19 protein-coding genes are annotated in these 16,472 nt (G+C 60.6%); 4 read left to right on the forward strand and 15 right to left on the reverse strand.

The window, feature by feature from the left end:
• The first annotated feature begins 40 nt into the window (after positions 1–40).
• The 4 genes from J2Z75_RS23715 to J2Z75_RS23730 all read left to right on the forward strand — a co-directional run bounded on the left by J2Z75_RS23715 (position 41) and on the right by J2Z75_RS23730 (position 6,836).
• Positions 41–886 (forward strand): ABC transporter permease, encoded by an 846-nt coding sequence (locus tag J2Z75_RS23715; protein WP_209855826.1) that lies wholly within the window; start codon positions 41–43, stop codon positions 884–886.
• Positions 887–972: 86 nt separating this feature from the next.
• Positions 973–1,965 carry an ABC transporter substrate-binding protein gene (locus J2Z75_RS23720; protein WP_209855373.1) on the forward strand — a complete coding sequence of 331 codons (993 nt, stop codon included), beginning with the start codon at positions 973–975 and terminating at the stop codon, positions 1,963–1,965.
• 360 nt (positions 1,966–2,325) lie between these two features.
• A complete protein-coding gene (locus tag J2Z75_RS23725) occupies positions 2,326–3,519 on the forward strand; it encodes an efflux RND transporter periplasmic adaptor subunit (protein ID WP_209855375.1) in 1,194 nt (397 codons plus the stop codon).
• 14 nt (positions 3,520–3,533) lie between these two features.
• Positions 3,534–6,836: an efflux RND transporter permease subunit gene (locus J2Z75_RS23730; RefSeq protein WP_209855377.1), complete on the forward strand. Its 3,303-nt coding sequence runs from the start codon at positions 3,534–3,536 to the stop codon at positions 6,834–6,836.
• 74 nt (positions 6,837–6,910) lie between these two features.
• Here the strand turns inward: J2Z75_RS23730 and ureG are convergent, their stop codons facing one another.
• The 15 genes from ureG to urtD all read right to left on the reverse strand — a co-directional run bounded on the left by ureG (position 6,911) and on the right by urtD (position 16,472).
• On the reverse strand, positions 6,911–7,522 hold the full coding sequence (gene ureG / locus J2Z75_RS23735) for an urease accessory protein UreG (RefSeq protein ID WP_209855379.1): 612 nt from the start codon (positions 7,520–7,522) through the stop codon (positions 6,911–6,913).
• Positions 7,523–7,560: 38 nt separating this feature from the next.
• A complete protein-coding gene (locus J2Z75_RS23740) occupies positions 7,561–8,232 on the reverse strand; it encodes an urease accessory protein UreF (protein ID WP_209855828.1) in 672 nt (223 codons plus the stop codon).
• Positions 8,225–8,719, reverse strand: coding sequence for an urease accessory protein UreE (gene ureE / locus J2Z75_RS23745; protein ID WP_209855381.1), 495 nt, complete (start codon positions 8,717–8,719; stop codon positions 8,225–8,227). The genes J2Z75_RS23740 and ureE overlap by 8 nt, the downstream gene beginning before the upstream one ends.
• 118 nt (positions 8,720–8,837) lie before the next feature.
• Entirely contained in the window at positions 8,838–9,518 is a 681-nt protein-coding gene (locus J2Z75_RS23750; protein ID WP_209855383.1) for a TIGR02117 family protein, read from the reverse strand.
• A gap of 31 nt (positions 9,519–9,549) precedes the next feature.
• Positions 9,550–11,259, reverse strand: coding sequence for an urease subunit alpha (gene ureC, locus J2Z75_RS23755; RefSeq protein WP_209855385.1), 1,710 nt, complete (start codon positions 11,257–11,259; stop codon positions 9,550–9,552).
• Positions 11,260–11,262: 3 nt separating this feature from the next.
• Positions 11,263–11,670 carry a PIN domain-containing protein gene (locus J2Z75_RS23760; protein WP_209855387.1) on the reverse strand — a complete coding sequence of 136 codons (408 nt, stop codon included), beginning with the start codon at positions 11,668–11,670 and terminating at the stop codon, positions 11,263–11,265.
• A complete protein-coding gene (locus J2Z75_RS23765; protein WP_209855390.1) occupies positions 11,667–11,924 on the reverse strand; it encodes an AbrB/MazE/SpoVT family DNA-binding domain-containing protein in 258 nt (85 codons plus the stop codon). The genes J2Z75_RS23760 and J2Z75_RS23765 overlap by 4 nt, the downstream gene beginning before the upstream one ends.
• 12 nt (positions 11,925–11,936) lie before the next feature.
• Positions 11,937–12,602, reverse strand: coding sequence for a Urease operon accessory protein (locus J2Z75_RS23770; RefSeq protein WP_209855392.1), 666 nt, complete (start codon positions 12,600–12,602; stop codon positions 11,937–11,939).
• A gap of 23 nt (positions 12,603–12,625) precedes the next feature.
• Positions 12,626–13,060, reverse strand: a complete 435-nt coding sequence (locus tag J2Z75_RS23775) for a lysozyme inhibitor LprI family protein (RefSeq protein WP_209855394.1) — start codon at positions 13,058–13,060, stop codon at positions 12,626–12,628.
• Entirely contained in the window at positions 13,057–13,362 is a 306-nt protein-coding gene (locus tag J2Z75_RS23780; protein WP_209855396.1) for an urease subunit beta, read from the reverse strand. The genes J2Z75_RS23775 and J2Z75_RS23780 overlap by 4 nt, the downstream gene beginning before the upstream one ends.
• Positions 13,363–13,378: 16 nt before the next feature.
• Positions 13,379–13,633 carry a DUF1272 domain-containing protein gene (locus J2Z75_RS23785; RefSeq protein ID WP_209855399.1) on the reverse strand — a complete coding sequence of 85 codons (255 nt, stop codon included), beginning with the start codon at positions 13,631–13,633 and terminating at the stop codon, positions 13,379–13,381.
• 10 nt (positions 13,634–13,643) lie between these two features.
• Positions 13,644–13,946 carry an urease subunit gamma gene (locus J2Z75_RS23790; RefSeq protein ID WP_037126742.1) on the reverse strand — a complete coding sequence of 101 codons (303 nt, stop codon included), beginning with the start codon at positions 13,944–13,946 and terminating at the stop codon, positions 13,644–13,646.
• A 26-nt stretch (positions 13,947–13,972) separates the two neighbouring features.
• Entirely contained in the window at positions 13,973–14,803 is an 831-nt protein-coding gene (locus J2Z75_RS23795) for an urease accessory protein UreD (protein ID WP_209855401.1), read from the reverse strand.
• A 12-nt stretch (positions 14,804–14,815) separates the two neighbouring features.
• Entirely contained in the window at positions 14,816–15,511 is a 696-nt protein-coding gene (urtE, locus tag J2Z75_RS23800; protein WP_209855402.1) for an urea ABC transporter ATP-binding subunit UrtE, read from the reverse strand.
• Between the two features lie 208 nt (positions 15,512–15,719).
• A complete protein-coding gene (gene urtD / locus J2Z75_RS23805) occupies positions 15,720–16,472 on the reverse strand; it encodes an urea ABC transporter ATP-binding protein UrtD (RefSeq protein WP_209855403.1) in 753 nt (250 codons plus the stop codon).

The raw sequence follows: 16,472 nt of genomic DNA on the forward strand, positions 1-16,472 counted from the left end.
TGGCAGTGAGGCGCCACCAACTAATTACTGGACGACAGTAATCGCGTGTATTGCAACCGCTTGGCTGCTCAACGAACTCTTATCGTCCTCCAATTATAGAAATGCATGGGTCGCACGGTTGGCATTCTATGCGGCACCGCTGATTTTTGGGCTAAGTGTTCTTTATCTTTGGGAGGTGCTTACCCGAGGACTACATATCCCCTTCGTTCTGCTGCCACCGCCCTCGATGATCTGGACCCGCCTGATCCACTCCCTGCCGACCCTCTGGGCCGATTTCCAGCAGACATTCCTGAAGGCCGTGATCACCGGATACGCGCTCGGCTGCGGCCTCGGCTTTCTCGTCGCCATCGCCATCGACCGCTCGCCCTTCCTGCAGAAGGGCCTGCTGCCGCTCGGCAACTTTGTTTCTGCCCTCCCCGTCATCGGCGTCGCGCCGATCATGGTGATGTGGTTCGGTTTCGACTGGCAGTCGAAGGTCGCGGTCGTGGTGATCATGACCTTCTTCCCGATGCTGGTGAACACGGTATCGGGGCTTGCGGCCACCAGTTCGATGGAAAAGGACCTGATGCGGACCTATGCCGCGACATGGTTCCAGACGCTCGTCAAATTGCGGCTTCCGGCGGCATGGCCTTTCATCTTCAATGCGCTCAAGATCAATTCCACGCTGGCGCTGATCGGCGCTATCGTGGCCGAATTCTTCGGCACCCCGATCGTCGGCATGGGGTTCCGGATTTCCACCGAAGTGGGGCGCATGAATGTCGACATGGTTTGGGCCGAGATCGCCGTCGCGGCGGTGGCTGGCTCAGCCTTTTACGGGATCGTGGCGCTCATCGAGCGCGCCGTCACGTTCTGGCACCCGTCCGTGCGAAACGCCCGGACGGTCTGAGAAAAAGCCTGCCCGCGGTGGGCAGGCGAAACGGAAGGCCCGCCTTTTCGTGGTTGGAGAGGCATAACAAAAAAGAGGGAACTGACATGAAGACGAAACTTGCATCCTTGCTGCTGGCAAGCGCCTTTTCGCTGTCCGCAGTCCAGGCGATCGCCGCCGACAAGGTGGTCCTGCAGCTGAAATGGGTCACGCAGGCCCAGTTCGCCGGATACTATGTCGCCAAGGACAAGGGCTTTTATGAAGCCGAAGGCCTCGACGTCGAGATCAAGCCGGGTGGCCCGGATATCGCCCCTCCGCAGGTGATTGCCGGCGGCGGCGCCGATGTGGTCGTCGACTGGATGCCATCGGCACTGGCCACGCGCGAAAAGGGCGTGCCGCTCGTCAATATCGCCCAGCCGTTCAAGTCTTCGGGCATGATGCTGACCTGCCTGAAGGAATCCGGCGTGGCCTCGCCTGCCGATTTCAAGGGCAAGACGCTCGGCGTCTGGTTCTTCGGCAACGAATATCCGTTCCTATCCTGGATGAGCCAGTTGGGCCTGAAGACGGACGGCGGCCCGGATGGCGTCACCGTGCTGAAGCAGGGCTTCAACGTCGATCCTCTGATCCAGAAGCAGGCAGCCTGCATCTCGACCATGACCTACAACGAATACTGGCAGGTCATCGATGCCGGTATCAAGCCGGAGGATCTGGTCACCTTCAAATACGAGGACCAGGGCGTCGCCACTCTGGAAGACGGCCTCTACGTGCTTGAAGACAAGCTCAAGGATCCGGCCTTCAAGGAAAAGATGGTCAAGTTCGTCCGTGCATCCATGAAGGGCTGGAAGTACGCGGAAACCAATCCGGATGAAGCGGCCGGCATCGTTCTTGAAAACGATTCCACCGGTGCACAGACGGAAATGCACCAGAAGCGCATGATGGGCGAAATCGCCAAGCTGACGGCCGGCTCGAACGGCGCGCTCGATGAGGCCGACTACAAGCGGACCGTTGCCTCGCTGATGAAGGGCGGATCCGATCCGGTCATCACCAAGGAGCCGGTCGGCGCCTTCACCCACGAGATCACCGACGCTGCTCTCAAGTAGACCGTTATAATCGTTTTTTTTGAACAAGAAACGCGCGGTTAGCCCCGCGCGTTTCTCATTTGCAACACCTGGAAAACACTTCTCCGCAACAAAACAGCATAAATCAGAAATTGCATTGATGGCATTCAACAAATAAAATAATGAGGCACCATTGTTTTTTTGTATCGTCTTGCATAGCCGAAAGGGCCTAACTAAATAGAGCCCGAGGCATTTTTGAGGAGGATGCGGGGGAAAACTTATCGCTTGGCAAGACTGAGGCGAGATTTCCTTCCCTTCCAGCAGGTGACGACGACAAATCCTTCCTTGAAGGCGTGCGGCGTCAGCAAACTGATTTATCCGGAATTCGAGGAAAGTGAGCCGATGGCCCGTAACAAGACGTTTGCGTTTGGTGTTTCCACTGCCCTGTTGCTGGCCTTCCTGTCGAGTACGGCATTTGCGGAAGAAGCCGTCACGCCGAAAACCGAACAGGCCTTGCCGTCAATCGTCGTCAGCCAGGTAGAAATGAAACCCATCGTCGATCGGGTCGTGGCAACCGGCGCCGTCAAAGCCGTCGAAGAGACCTATGTCTCCCCGCTGGTCGACGGACTTTCCATCCGCACGCTGAACGCCGATGTCGGCGACCATGTCGATGCCGAGAGCACGCTTGCCACATTGAACCCGGACATGCTCCTGCTGCAGAAAAGCCAGTATGCTGCGAGCCTTGCCAAGGCCAATGCATCTCTCGCTCAGTATCAGGCACAACTTGCCGAGGCCCAGGCCAATGCCGAGGAAGCCCTCCGCGTCAGCGAGCGATCGAAGAAGCTGGCCGACGCGGGATCGATGTCGACGGCGCAGCGCGATCAGGAAAAGGCCGCGGCCACGGTTGCCCTTGCACGCGTCAGGTCTTCCGAACAACTGGTCTCCGTTGCGCAGGCAGATATCAAGGTTGTCGATGCCCAGATTTCCGATGTCGACCTGCGGCTTGCCCGCACAGACGTGAAGACGCCGGTGGCTGGTGTGGTCTCCGCCCGGACCGCCAAGATCGGGGCGATCGCCAACGGCACTGGCGAGCCGCTGTTCACCATCATTCGCGACGGCGCCGTGGAAATGAAGGCCGATATCATCGAGACCGATCTGCCAAAACTGGAGATCGGCCAGAGGGCAAAAATAACGCTCGCGGACGGGAAGACGCAGATCGACGGCAAGATCCGGCTGATCTCGCCGGTGATCGACACCCAGACCCGTCTCGGCAATGTCTATATCAGCCTGCTGGAACCGGAAAAAGCCCGGGTTGGCATGTATGCCAGAGCGCAGATCATCGTCACTGAGAAAGAGGCGCTCGTCCTGCCGCTCTCGGCGGTCACAAATACCAGGGACGGCATGGTCACCCGCAAGGTCGAAGGCGACGTGGCACATGTTGCCAAGGTCGAAACCGGCATACAGGACAACGGATATATCGAGATCCGGACGGGCCTCAAGCAGGGCGACCGGGTGATCACCAAGGCCGGCGCCTTCGTGCGGGATGGTGATCGCATCAAGCCCGTACTTGCAGACGCCGAAACCGTATCGAACTGATCGAGGTCACAGCGATGAACTTTTCCGCCTGGTCCATCCGAAATCCCATCGCACCGATCCTCGGTTTTGCGCTTCTGCTTTACCTTGGCATCCAGTCGTTTTACGCGTTGCCGATCACAAAATTCCCGAACATCGACGTTCCGGTGGTCGCCATCACGGTGACCCAGAACGGCGCCTCGCCGTCGGAACTGGAAATGCAGGTGACGAAGGAGGTCGAGGATGCCGTTGCATCAATTGCCGGCGTTGACGAAATCCAGTCGACCGTAACCGACGGACAGTCGGTCACCAGTATCGTGTTCCGCATCGAAAAGCCGACAGAGGAAGCCGTCCAGGACACCAAGGACGCCATCGACCGCATCCGCAGCGATCTGCCTGCCGATGTTGAGGAACCGGTCGTTACCAAGATCGATGTCGAAGGTCAGGCGATCCAGACCTTCTCCGTAACCTCGCCGGACATGACGCTCGAGGAACTGTCCTGGTTCGTCGACGACACGATCAAGCGCGCCCTGCAGGGCCAGCCCGGCGTTGGCCGGATCGACCGTTACGGCGGATCGGATCGGGAAATCAAGGTCGAACTCGATCCGAGCAAGCTCGATTCCTTCGGCATCACCGCGCCCGATGTCAACAATCAACTGCGCAGCACCAACGTCGATCTCGGTTCCGGCCGCGGCCAGATCGGCGGCAACGAGCAGACCATCCGCACGCTCGGCGATGCCCGCAACGTGGCACAACTGGCCGATACGACGATCGCCCTGCCCAATGGACGTTTCGTGAAACTGTCGGACCTCGGCACCGTCACCGATACCTATGAGGAGCAGAAGTCCTTTTCGCGCTTCAATGGCGATGCGTCGGTCACCTTTGCCGTCTTCCGTTCCAAGGGAGCAAGCGAAGTCTCGGTCGCCGAAACGGTGGCGAAAAGCCTCGACACGGTCCGGGCCGCCCATCCCGAAGTCAATATCGCGATGGTGGACGATGCCGTCTACTTCACTTACGGCAACTATGAAGCAGCGCTTCACACGCTGCTGGAAGGCTCGATCCTCGCCGTCATCGTCGTGCTTTTGTTCCTGAGAAACTGGCGGGCAACCTTCATCGCTGCCGTCGCCCTTCCCCTGTCCGCGATCCCGACATTCTGGATCATGGACCTGATGGGTTTTTCGCTCAATCTGGTCAGCTTCCTCGCGCTGACGCTGGCGACCGGTATCCTGGTCGATGACGCGATCGTCGAGATCGAGAACATCGCCCGGCATATCAAGATGGGCAAGACGCCGTACCGGGCTTCGCTCGATGCCGCCGATGAAATCGGGCTTGCGGTCATCGCCACAAGCTTCACGATCATCGCGGTCTTCGTGCCGGTGTCGTTCATGCCGGGCATTGCCGGCCAGTACTTCATCCAGTTCGGCCTGACGGTCGCCTTCTCCGTCTTCTTCTCGCTGATGGTGGCGCGCCTGATAACCCCGCTGATGGCAGCCTATCTGATGCGGCCCGAAGACGGCGTCGACGATCATCATGACAACGACGGTCGCCTGATGAAGGCCTACACACGGTTGGTCACCGCTACGACAACGCGCTGGTACATGCGCTATGCGACGATGCTCGCCGCATTCGCATTCCTGGTCGGATCGCTCTATCTCATGACCCAGGTACCAGGCAGCTTCATGCCGCCGGACGATAGCTCGCGTGTCGTACTCTCGGTCGAACTGCCGCCCAATGCCACGCTTGCCGAAACAGATGCGACCACAACCAAAATCTACGACGCCGTGCGCGATGTGGATGGCGTGGATAGTGTTTTCATCCTTGGCGGCGCATCGCCGAAAGGCGACCTCGAACTGCGCCGTGCAACGGTTCGCATCATCCTTGGCAAGATCGATCATTCCCTGCTGAAGACCCTGGTGAACAAGGGCCTCGGTGGTCTTCCGCTCATCGGCCAATATATGCCCAAGATGCAGATGGATGGCCGCACCCGTCCGCAGTGGGATGTCGAGAAGGACATCTTCGCCAACCTGCGCGGCATTCCCGATGTCCGCATCACCAAGCTGAACGATCGCGGCGAGCGCGAGTTGACCTTCAACTTCCTGTCGTCGAACGAAGACGACCTGAATGAAGCCATCGGCCTGCTGGAAGGCAAGCTGCGCGCCTCGCCGATCCTCTCCAACGTCAGTTCCGAGGGCGCTTTGCCGAGGCCGGAACTCCAGATACGGCCGCGCAAGGATGAGATCGCCCGCCTCGGCATCACGCCGCAGCAGATCTCTCAGACCATCCGCGTCGCCACGACCGGCGATGTCGATGCGGCGCTCACCAAGATCTCGCTCGATGACCGGCTCATCCCGATCCGCGTGCAGACATCGCTCGACGTCCGCCGTGACCTGCGGGCGATCGGCGCCCTCAAGGTGAAGACTGCGTCCGGCGCGACCGTTCCGATCGATAGCGTCGCCGATATCAGCTACTCGGAAGGCCCAAGCTCGATCCTGCGCAACGCCCGCAACCGCGTGGCCTCCATCGGCTCGGACGTGCCGCAGGGAACCGCGCTGGATACCTCGACCGCGGAGTTCAAACGGATCGTCGACGAAACGAAACTGCCATCGACCGTGCGGCTTGCCGAAAGCGGGGACGCGAAGATCCAGAGCGAAATGATGCAGAGCTTCGGCAATGCCATGTTGCTCGGCCTGCTCATGGTTCTGGTGGTGCTCATCCTGCTGTTCAAGGATGTGATCCAGCCTTTCACCATCCTGCTTTCGCTGCCGCTTGCCATCGGTGGCGTCGCCGTTGCTTTGATTCTGACGCGCAACGCGTTTTCGATGCCGGTCATGATCGGTGTGCTGATGCTGATGGGCATCGTCACCAAGAACGCGATCCTGCTGGTCGATTTCGCCGTCGAGATGAAGCGTCATGGCATGGGACGTGTTCAGGCCATGGTCGAGGCCGGTCGCAAGCGGGCCCAGCCGATCATCATGACCTCGATCGCCATGTCGGCGGGCATGATCCCGTCCGCGCTCGGCGTTGGCGAGGGCGGCTCGTTCCGCGCCCCGATGGCGATCGCCGTCATCGGCGGCATCATCGTCTCGACCGTCCTTTCACTTCTCGTCGTGCCGTCGTTCTTCCTGATCATGGATGACGTGTCGCGGCTGCTCGGCTGGCTCTTCGGCCGCATGGTCGGCAAGAAGGACGAGGAACTGGAGGTTCTGGAAAACGAGGCACTGACGGAAATCGTCACCGACCAGAGCAAGACGATCGGCGAGTTGCAGCAGCGGCTGGACAAGCTGGAAGGACCGAAGCGCGGCGGCAACGTCATCAACCATCCTGCGCTCGCGGCCGAATAGGCCGAGCACAACAAACGAGAAGCCCGGCCGCATGGATAATGCGGCCGGGCTTTTTCATTGAGACTTCGCGACCGCTACAGCCCGCCCTCGACCGTCAGAAACTCGACGATCCGCTCGATGCCGTCGCCACGCTTCATGTCGGAAAACACGAAAGGGAGTTCCTTGCGCATGCGCGTGGCGTCCCGTTCCATCACGTCGAGATCGGCGCCGACATAGGGCGCAAGATCCTTCTTGTTGATCACCAGCAGATCCGAGCGCGTGATGCCCGGCCCGCCCTTGCGCGGGATTTCCTCGCCCTGGCAGACAGAGATGACATAGATGGTTATATCGGCAAGATCGGGCGAAAAGGTCGCCGCCAGATTGTCGCCGCCGGATTCGATGAAGATCACGTCGAGATCGGGAATGCGGCGGTTGAGATCGGCGATGGCCTGCAGGTTGATCGTCGCATCCTCGCGGATTGCCGTGTGCGGGCAGCCGCCAGTCTCGACGCCGACGATCCGGTCCGACGGCAGCGCCTGCATGCGCACCAGCGCCTCGGCATCCTCCTTGGTGTAGATGTCGTTGGTGACCACGGCGACGGAATAGGTCTCGCGCATCGCCTTGCAGAGCTTGTCCGTCAGCGCCGTCTTGCCGGAGCCGACCGGACCGCCGATGCCGACGCGAAGGGGGCCGTTGGCTGATTTCATCGCAATATTCCTTTCATAAAAATTGCGAGCTCGTTCGGTCAGGACCGGAAGAGCCGCGAATGCAGTGTCTCATGGCGCAGGGCCGAAATCTCGGCCAGAATGGTGGCCGAGCCGAGATCGTCCAGCGTACTCGAAGCCGCCAGCCCCGCCACGTCGGCAATCACCGGCTCGAGCGCGGCAAGCACGCCGACCCCATGCGTCTGGCCCGTGACGCCGCAGCGGATCGCCACGGAGACGAGATTGGAGGCGGTTGCGTGCAGATAAGCGGCCAGAGCCGGCTCCAGCCCGGTGCGATGCGCACCCGCGACAGCGCCAACCGCGACGGGATAGGCGACAACGCCGGTCAGCGTTTCGAGCACCGAATGCGGCCAATGGGCCGCAGCGGTCAGGAAGGCCTCGCCCTGCAGCGTCGTCTCCATATGACGCTCGCGCGAACCGGCCAGCGCCTCCGCCACTTCCCGCACGGCGTCAAGCCTCGATGGATCGCCAAAGGCGCGATAACTCTCGGCCAGAAGCACCGCATCGTTCCAGCTCGACCCATGCGCGATCAAAGCCCGCAGCCAACGGGAAAGCCCTAGCGCATCGGTGACCTGACCATCATGAGCCGCCTGCTCAAGTCCGCCGGAATAGGAAAATGCGCCAATCGGAAAGGCCGGCGACATCCATGTCACCAGCCGCAGCAGCGCCTGCGTGTCGGCACGGTCAGTCATGGGCGTGACGATGGCCGACCTGTCCGTGGGCATGCCCATGGGAATGACCGCCCGAACCATGATAGGCACCGCGCATCGGCTGGAACGGTTCCCTCACCTCGGCAACCGTGGCGCCTAGACCTTCCAGCATTGACTTGATCACCGGATCGCGCAGGATCAATATCCTATCCTGCCGGATTTCCGTCGGCAGGTGCCGATTGCCGAGATGCCAGGCAAGCTCGATCAGGTGCAGCGGGTCGCGCGGGCGGATGTCGTAGAGCGTCTCCTCGACGGCAGCGATGCGCACGTAGTCGCCGCTGTCCAGCACCAGCAGGTCGCCATCTCCGAGCATGACGGCCTCCTTCAGGTCGAGCATCACCACATCGTCATTGTCGAGATGCAGCAGCTTGCGGCGCAGATGCCGCTGGTCATGGGCCAGCGCAATCGTGTGGAGTGGTGTCTTGTCTGTCGGACCGGGAGACAGGATCTGGGTCGAGCGATAGGGCATTCTGCAAGCCTCAAAATTCATTCATGCCACTGTAACAACAAAAAAATCCGGCGCCAGACCAAACAGGCCCGGCACCGGATTTCATGACAGCCACAGGCGTCTCAACTCGGGCGGCATTTCAGTTGTACAGCGAGAGCGATGTTGTCAGTGAAACCGGCAACGGATTCCACCAGCCTGTGCGTAATCCGGCTTCGCGAAGCGCTTTAGCCGTCCATGTGTTGCAGCCGACGGCCGCGCTGAACCAGCCATTGGCTTCGAAGAATCGGTCGTTCGGGCCATAGGCGGCGCCCGGAATCGCCTCGATCCGGCCGTCCGCCGGCGTGAAGCTCTCCGCGATGAACGACAGAAGCCGCTGATATTCGTCCGGCCCGATTTCGAAACCGGCGACGAGATCCGAAGGCTCGACGATCTCTCCGGCGACATCCGCATGGATGACCGACCGGTCCATCGTCAGCCCCTTGATCAGCGGCACCGGCTTCAGGTCAGACCATGTCGGCGTCTCGATATAGAAAGCGCGGCCTCCCCAGCCGAAGACGAGCCAGCGCGCATTTGGATGCGTGACCGGCATGCCGCTTTCCGCCAGAAACGGAAAGCGGGCCAGCGTTTCGACATCGATGGGAATGGCGATATCCGTGTGAATGGGGTTCGACAGGACGAGAATGCGATGCATCTCTTCGCCAGCCACAGCCGCCTGTGCCGCGGGCCAGAACGGACGCGGGATCAGCGTGCCGGCGGCGGCCGTCATCACCGCCCCGAACAGGGCGGCAAGCAGCCGTCGAACGGGCCGTTTCCGGGACATCAGCAGGGTTCTTTCACGATCGAAGACCAGCCTAGAACAGGAAATACCGCTGCGCCATCGGCAGCACCGTTGCGGGTTCGCAGGTGAGCAACTCGCCATCGGCACGGACCTCGTAGGTTTCCGGATCGACTTCGATATGCGGCGTCAGGCTGTTGTGGATCATCGAAGCCTTGCTGATGCCGCCGCGGGTGTTCTTCACCGCGATCAGTTGCTTGGCCACGCCGAGACGGCCCTTGATACCCGCATCCAGCGAGGCCTGCGATACGAACGTCACGGAGGAATTGGTGCGTGCCTTGCCGAAGGCGCCAAACATCGGCCGGTAATGCACCGGCTGCGGCGTCGGGATCGAGGCATTCGGATCGCCCATCGGAGCGGCCGCGATCATGCCGCCAAGCAGCACCATATCGGGCTTGATGCCGAAGAAGGCGGGATTCCAGATCACCAGATCGGCGCGCTTGCCGACCTCGATCGAGCCGATCTCATGGGAAAGCCCCTGCGCGATGGCCGGGTTGATGGTGTATTTGGCGATATAGCGCCGGACGCGGAAATTGTCGTTTTCGCCGGTTTCCTGCGCCAACCGGCCCCGCTGCCGCTTCATCTTGTCGGCGGTCTGCCAGGTGCGGATCGCCACCTCGCCGACGCGGCCCATGGCCTGGCTGTCGGAGGAAATGATCGAGAAGGCGCCGATATCGTGCAGGATGTCTTCGGCCGCGATGGTTTCCTTGCGGATGCGGCTTTCGGCAAAGGCGATATCTTCCGGGATGGACGGCGACAGGTGATGGCAGACCATCAGCATGTCGAGATGCTCGGCCAGGGTGTTGATCGTGTAGGGTCGCGTGGGGTTTGTCGAGGACGGAATGACGTTCGACTGGCCGCAGATCTTGATGATGTCGGGCGCATGCCCACCGCCAGCACCTTCTGTATGGAAGGCATGGATGGTCCGCCCCTTGATGGCATCGATCGTGTCCTCGACGAAGCCGCTTTCATTCAGCGTGTCGGTATGGATCATCACCTGCACGTCATAGGCATCGGCAACCGACAGGCAATTGTCGATGGCGGCCGGTGTCGTGCCCCAGTCTTCGTGCAGCTTCAGGCTTGACGCGCCGGCAAGGATCATTTCCTCGAGCGGCGCCGGTAGCGAGGCATTGCCCTTGCCGGCCAGCGCCAGGTTCATTGGAAAGCCGTCGAAACTTTCGATCATCCGCTCGATATGCCAGGCGCCGGTGCAGGTTGTCGCCAGCGTGCCGTGCGCCGGGCCGCTGCCGCCGCCGAGCATGGTGGTGATGCCCGACATCAGCGCCTCCTCGATCTGCTGCGGGCAGATGAAGTGGATATGCGCGTCCATGCCGCCGGCCGTGAGGATTTTGCCCTCCCCGGCAATGACCTCCGTCGAAGGCCCGACGATGATGGTCACGCCCGGCTGGGTATCCGGATTGCCGGCCTTGCCGATCGCAGCGATGCGCCCGTCCTTCAGGCCGACATCGGCCTTGACGATGCCCGTATGATCGACGATCAGCGCATTGGTGATGACGGTATCGACCGCCCCTTGCGCCCGCGTCGCCTGGCTTTGCCCCATGCCGTCGCGGATGACCTTGCCGCCGCCGAACTTCACCTCGTCTCCATAGGTGGTAAAATCCTTTTCGACCTCGATGAACAGTTCGGTATCGGCAAGCCGCACCTTGTCGCCGATGGTGGGGCCGAACATGCTGGCATAGGCCGCGCGCGACATTTTATAAGACATGGTCTACCTCTGAAGTTCAGAAAAATTGGGAGATTTCGATGCTACTTTGTCAAAAGTCATTGTCGTTCTACAGCCATTCTGCCTATTGACCTCTCCGATCAGGTGGTCGGAGAAATCACCGGGGTAGCGGGAATACATGTCCATTGCAGCCGTAACGATGTGTGGATCCGCGACGATGATCGCAGAATCGAGAATCTTTTTCATAACAGATACAAGCGTCGCCCTGCTGAGTTTTACCCTATGTTTCAGGACCCATATCGTTTCAACAAGAACGATATGGTTGACGAACAGCTTATCCGCTTCCGCGGACAAAAAATCGCCAACTAGCTCGGCCTGCCCCAGATCCTCTTCCTCCGTCAACGCGTCTGCCATCAACCATCGAAGCAGGATGTTGGTGTCGAGCCCGATCATTCCTCGTCACTCTGATACCCGGCAGCGCGTGCCTCCCTGATCCAGCGGTCGATGTCCTCGCCTGTGACTGGGAAATCGGGCTTCACGATCCCCCGCAAATCCGAAAGGCGAGCGCCCCGTGCCTTGATTTCAAAATTCCCTGCGTCGTTCCGGATGAAATCAATCCTGTCGCCTGGTTTCAAGTGCAGCGACCTGCGCACATCGGCAGGCAGCGTAATCTGTCCTTTAGACGTGACCTTTGCCGACTGATTCATGACAGATACTCCTTACTTCCTAGCATGAATGTAAGGCGCTCCAAGTTTGGCTGCAACGACATTGTCAACGCGCTCCAAATATCCCGCGGTGACCAACGTGTCGACATAGCGGCGCTCGGCCGCAAACGGGTGCCACTCCCAGCCGGCATGGCCGAAACCGGCGAGTACGACGCGATCGCCCGGTCGCCGCCAATGCGCCAGCACCTCGGCTATCGTAATCATGCCGCTGCTCGGCACGACATAGGCGCCCGCATCGAACTGTTTCAGCGCGGCATCGACACTCTCCTGCGCCAAGGCCGGAACTGTATGAAAGGCGCGGCCGGTCGCTTTGGCAAATGCACGAAAACCATCGGTATAGTCGTCGCAGAAATCATCGAGATCCGGATGGCTCGCCGACAGTTGCGGCCGCAATGCCTGAAATTCGTCGGCGTCGCGAACGCACCAGATTTGACCAGCCCGCCGCACCGCCGCATTCGTCTTCCACTGGCCACCACCCAGCATCGCCAGCGCCGGGCGCCCGGTATTGCAGACGGCGACGATATCCGTCTTCTGCCCACCCGCGCCGCACGAGCGGCAGTCGTTGAAACGGATCACCAGATCGGCCGCGTCGATGATCACGGCCGTCCCCTCCGGCACGGAACCGTTTCCGACGATCGCGATGGTTCGGTCTGCCGTCACTCTTCCCTCGGTTTCCAAGGCTCTCAGTTTCCAGGACCTTCCATCAGGCCCTTCAGTTCCTCGGTGCGCTTTTTCGTCAGGTCTGCCAGGCAGCCGGAAACCAGCATCGGTTCCATCGAGCCGCCCCGCGCCTCGAAGCCGGCGAGTTCACATTGGCCGTCGCGATAATCGATCCAGGCACGCTGCGCCTTCTTCAGGGCCTCGACCGCGCCGACATAGTTGGCGTTGATTTCGCCCAGTTCCTTGTCGGTCTCCTTCATTGCCGCCATGGTTTTCCTGTAGGCGGCGTTCAGTTCCTTGTCGGCAGCCTCATAATCCTTGTTGGCGCAAAAGTTCATCTCCGACTGGGCCATGGCATTCTCGCAATCGACCTGCGGCTCTTCCTGGGCCCACGCGAACGGCGCTTCCAGCCCAAGGAACGCGACGATCACGCCAATCGCGACCAGCCGCCGCTTCATAACTTGCCCATGACCTTCTGGCGAAAACCATAGACTTCGCGTTTTCCGGCAAAGGAAATGAGCGTAACGCTGCGCGTCTGTCCGGGCTCGAAGCGCACGGCCGTGCCTGCCGGAATGTCGAGACGTCTGCCATGCGCCACCGCGCGGTCGAACGACAGGCCGGCATTGGTTTCGGCAAAATGATAATGACTGCCGACCTGGATCGGCCGGTCGCCAGTATTGGACACCTCGAGCGACACCGTGTCCAGCCCAACATTCAGCTCGATATCGCCGCTGGCAGTAATGATTTCACCGGGGATCATGCTCTGTCTCTCCTGTTTACGCAGCCTTGATCGGCGCACAGCCGTCCGGCTTCACAACACGTTCGGTGGATGCCGGAAACTTGCCCAGCTTTGCGGCGGGACGAACCGGGCGGCGAACGAGTTCACCGGCACAGTTCGGGCATTGCCCGTCGAGAACCTCGGATGCGCATTGCGTGCAGAACGTGCATTCGAAGCTGCAGATCATCGCTTCGCGGCTGCCGGGCGGCAGGTCCTTGTCGCAGCATTCGCAGTTGGGTCTCAGTTGCAGCATCGCCTCATCTTCAGCGAATGGGTTCGTGGACGGTGACGAGCTTGGTGCCGTCCGGAAAGGTGGCCTCGATCTGGATGTCGTGAATCATTTCCGGGATGCCCTCCATCACCTGGGCGCGGGTGATCACGTGAGCCCCCGCCTCCATGAGGTCAGCCACCGAGCGGCCGTCGCGCGCGCCTTCGACGACGAAGTCGGTGATCAGCGCGATCGCCTCCGGGTGATTGAGTTTCACCCCGCGCTCCAGCCGCCGGCGGGCAACCATGGCCGCCATCGAAATCAGCAGTTTGTCTTTTTCACGGGGAGTAAGGTTCATGCGCGGCCACCAGGATTGCGTGTCGATTACAGGTTCCAGACTTTCGGCACAGAGGCGCCCTTGCGCAAGTGCGAAATGATCGGGATGAGGATTTTTCTCAAGGCAAAGCCGTCAGGCGCGACAAGGCGGGCAATCAGCTTGTCCTCGCCCGCCACCTGATGGTAGCTCGCCCCGCCATCGGTACCGCCGATCAGGCCTCGCAGTTTGTCGACCTGCTGCTCGCAATCGGCGCCGGTGTAAAAAAGCGTGGCAAATGCCACCTGCCCGCCGAGTACGGCTGTTTCATGAGTCAGTTCGGCGATATCCCCGGAAAGCCGCAGGTTTTCCGCATGCAGCAGGGCACCATTCTTGCGAATGCGCCAGCAATCCTGAAACAGCCCTTCCCGCATCGCTTCGCCCATTGCCTTGCGGCCGAGCAGAACAGCCTCGACAGCCAGAAACTCCGCTCCCTCGGCGATATCGACATCAAGCCTTCGGGAAAGCGAAGCGCGGTCGAACAGGATCGTCTCCTGCGGCAACCAATGCACCGTCGCCCCCGCCGCGACGGAAATCTGCGCCGCAACGGCCGCCGTCCCGGCACTGGCTTTGTAGATCTTTTCGCAGGCCTGTGTCGTCAGCGTCAGGTGCGTACCCTCGCCGGCGGAAAACGACCACTCCATGTGATCGCCACCGGTCAGGCCACCGGAACTGTTGATCAGCACCGCTTCCATCGTGGCGTCGAACGTATCCGGCAGCCGGATCTTGGCGCAGCCTTCCTGGTAGAATTCGGCCAGCCGCGTGCGCCCGGCAAACGGCTTTGCCACCAGCCGTCCCTTGCCCCACGCCCTTTGCGGCGCGACTACCGCTGCCTCAGCCATTGAAATCCGCCGTTAAACTGTCAGGTGGCGGCGCGCTTCCGGTGTGTCCAGCGTCTCCGCCGGTCCCTCATGCACGATCTCGCCCCGATCCATGATGTAGACATGGTCTGCAAGCTCACGGCAGAAGTCAAGATATTGTTCCACAAGCAGAATTGCCATCCCCGTGGAATCGCGCAGATACTGGATCGCACGACCGATATCCTTGATGATCGACGGCTGGATGCCTTCGGTCGGCTCGTCGAGCACCAGGATTTTCGGCCGTGTCACCAGCGCCCGTCCGATCGCCAGCTGCTGCTGCTGCCCGCCGGACAGGTCGCCGCCGCGACGGCCAAGCATGGTCTGCAAAATGGGAAACAGGCTGAAGATATCGTCGGGAATGAAGCGGTCCTTGCGCGCCACCGGCGCATAACCGGATTCCAGGTTCTCCTTGACCGTGAGGAGCGGAAAGACTTCGCGGCCCTGCGGCACGAAGCCGATGCCATGCTTGGCACGATTATAGGGCGCCATGCCGTTCAGGACCGTACCATTGAAAGTGATCGTCCCGGCACTTGGCCCATGCTGGCCGGTGATGGCGCGCAACAGGCTGGTCTTGCCGACGCCGTTACGACCAAGCACGCAAGTGATCTTGCCCATGGGCGCGGTGATAGAGACGCCGCGCAAAGCTTGTGCTGCGCCGTAATGCATATTGATGTTGTCGACGGTCAGCATGCGGCACCTTCCTTCCCAGTGGAGGGTTTACCCCCCTCTGTCGGCGACGCCGACATCTCCCCCACAAGGGGGGAGATTGCCAAGGGCTTCTGAACGTAAATCGGAAAAGAATGATCTCCCCCCTTGTGGGGGAGATGTCCCAAAGGGACAGAGGGGGGTAAGCCAACCGAAAACTCTGTCGCAAACATGGAAACATTGTAATGCATCGTCACCGCCCCAAATAATTCTCGATCACTTTCGGATCGTTGCTGACGAAATCGATCGAGCCTTCGGCCAGCACCGAGCCTTCCGCAAGACACGTCACCTTGACGCCGAGATCGCGGATGAAGCCCATGTCGTGCTCGACAACAACAACGGAACGGGTCTTGGCGATTTCCTTCAACAGGATGGCGGTCTCGGCCGTTTCGGCATCCGTCATGCCGGCCACCGGCTCATCGACCAGAAGAAGTTTCGGCTCCTGAGCAAGCAGCATGCCGATTTCCAGCCACTGCTTCTGCCCATGCGAGAGATTGGCGGCCAGATCGTCCTTGCGTGCCGTCATCCGCACGGTTTCGAGAATTTCCTCGATGCGTGTCTTGTCCGCCGGCGTCAGACGATAAAACAGCGTCGAGAATACGCCGCGCTTCCGGTTGAGCGCCAGCTCGATATTGTCCCAGACCGTATGGCTTTCGAACACCGTCGGCTTCTGGAACTTGCGGCCGATTCCGAGCTGGGCGATATCGGCCTCGTCCTTCTTGGTGAGATCGATATCGCCATTGAAGAAGACCTGACCGCTGTCCGGCCGGGTCTTGCCGGTGATGATGTCCATCATCGTCGTCTTGCCGGCGCCATTCGGGCCGATGATGGCCCGCAATTCGCCGGGCTCGACGACGAAGGACAGCGAGTTCAACGCCTTGAAGCCGTCGAAGGACACCGATACGCCATCAAGATAGAGAAGGCTTGTGGAGGTCTTTTCGTCCAT

Origin of the sequence: Rhizobium herbae (assembly GCF_017873135.1) — a bacterium.
GTDB lineage: Bacteria > Pseudomonadota > Alphaproteobacteria > Rhizobiales > Rhizobiaceae > Pararhizobium > Pararhizobium herbae.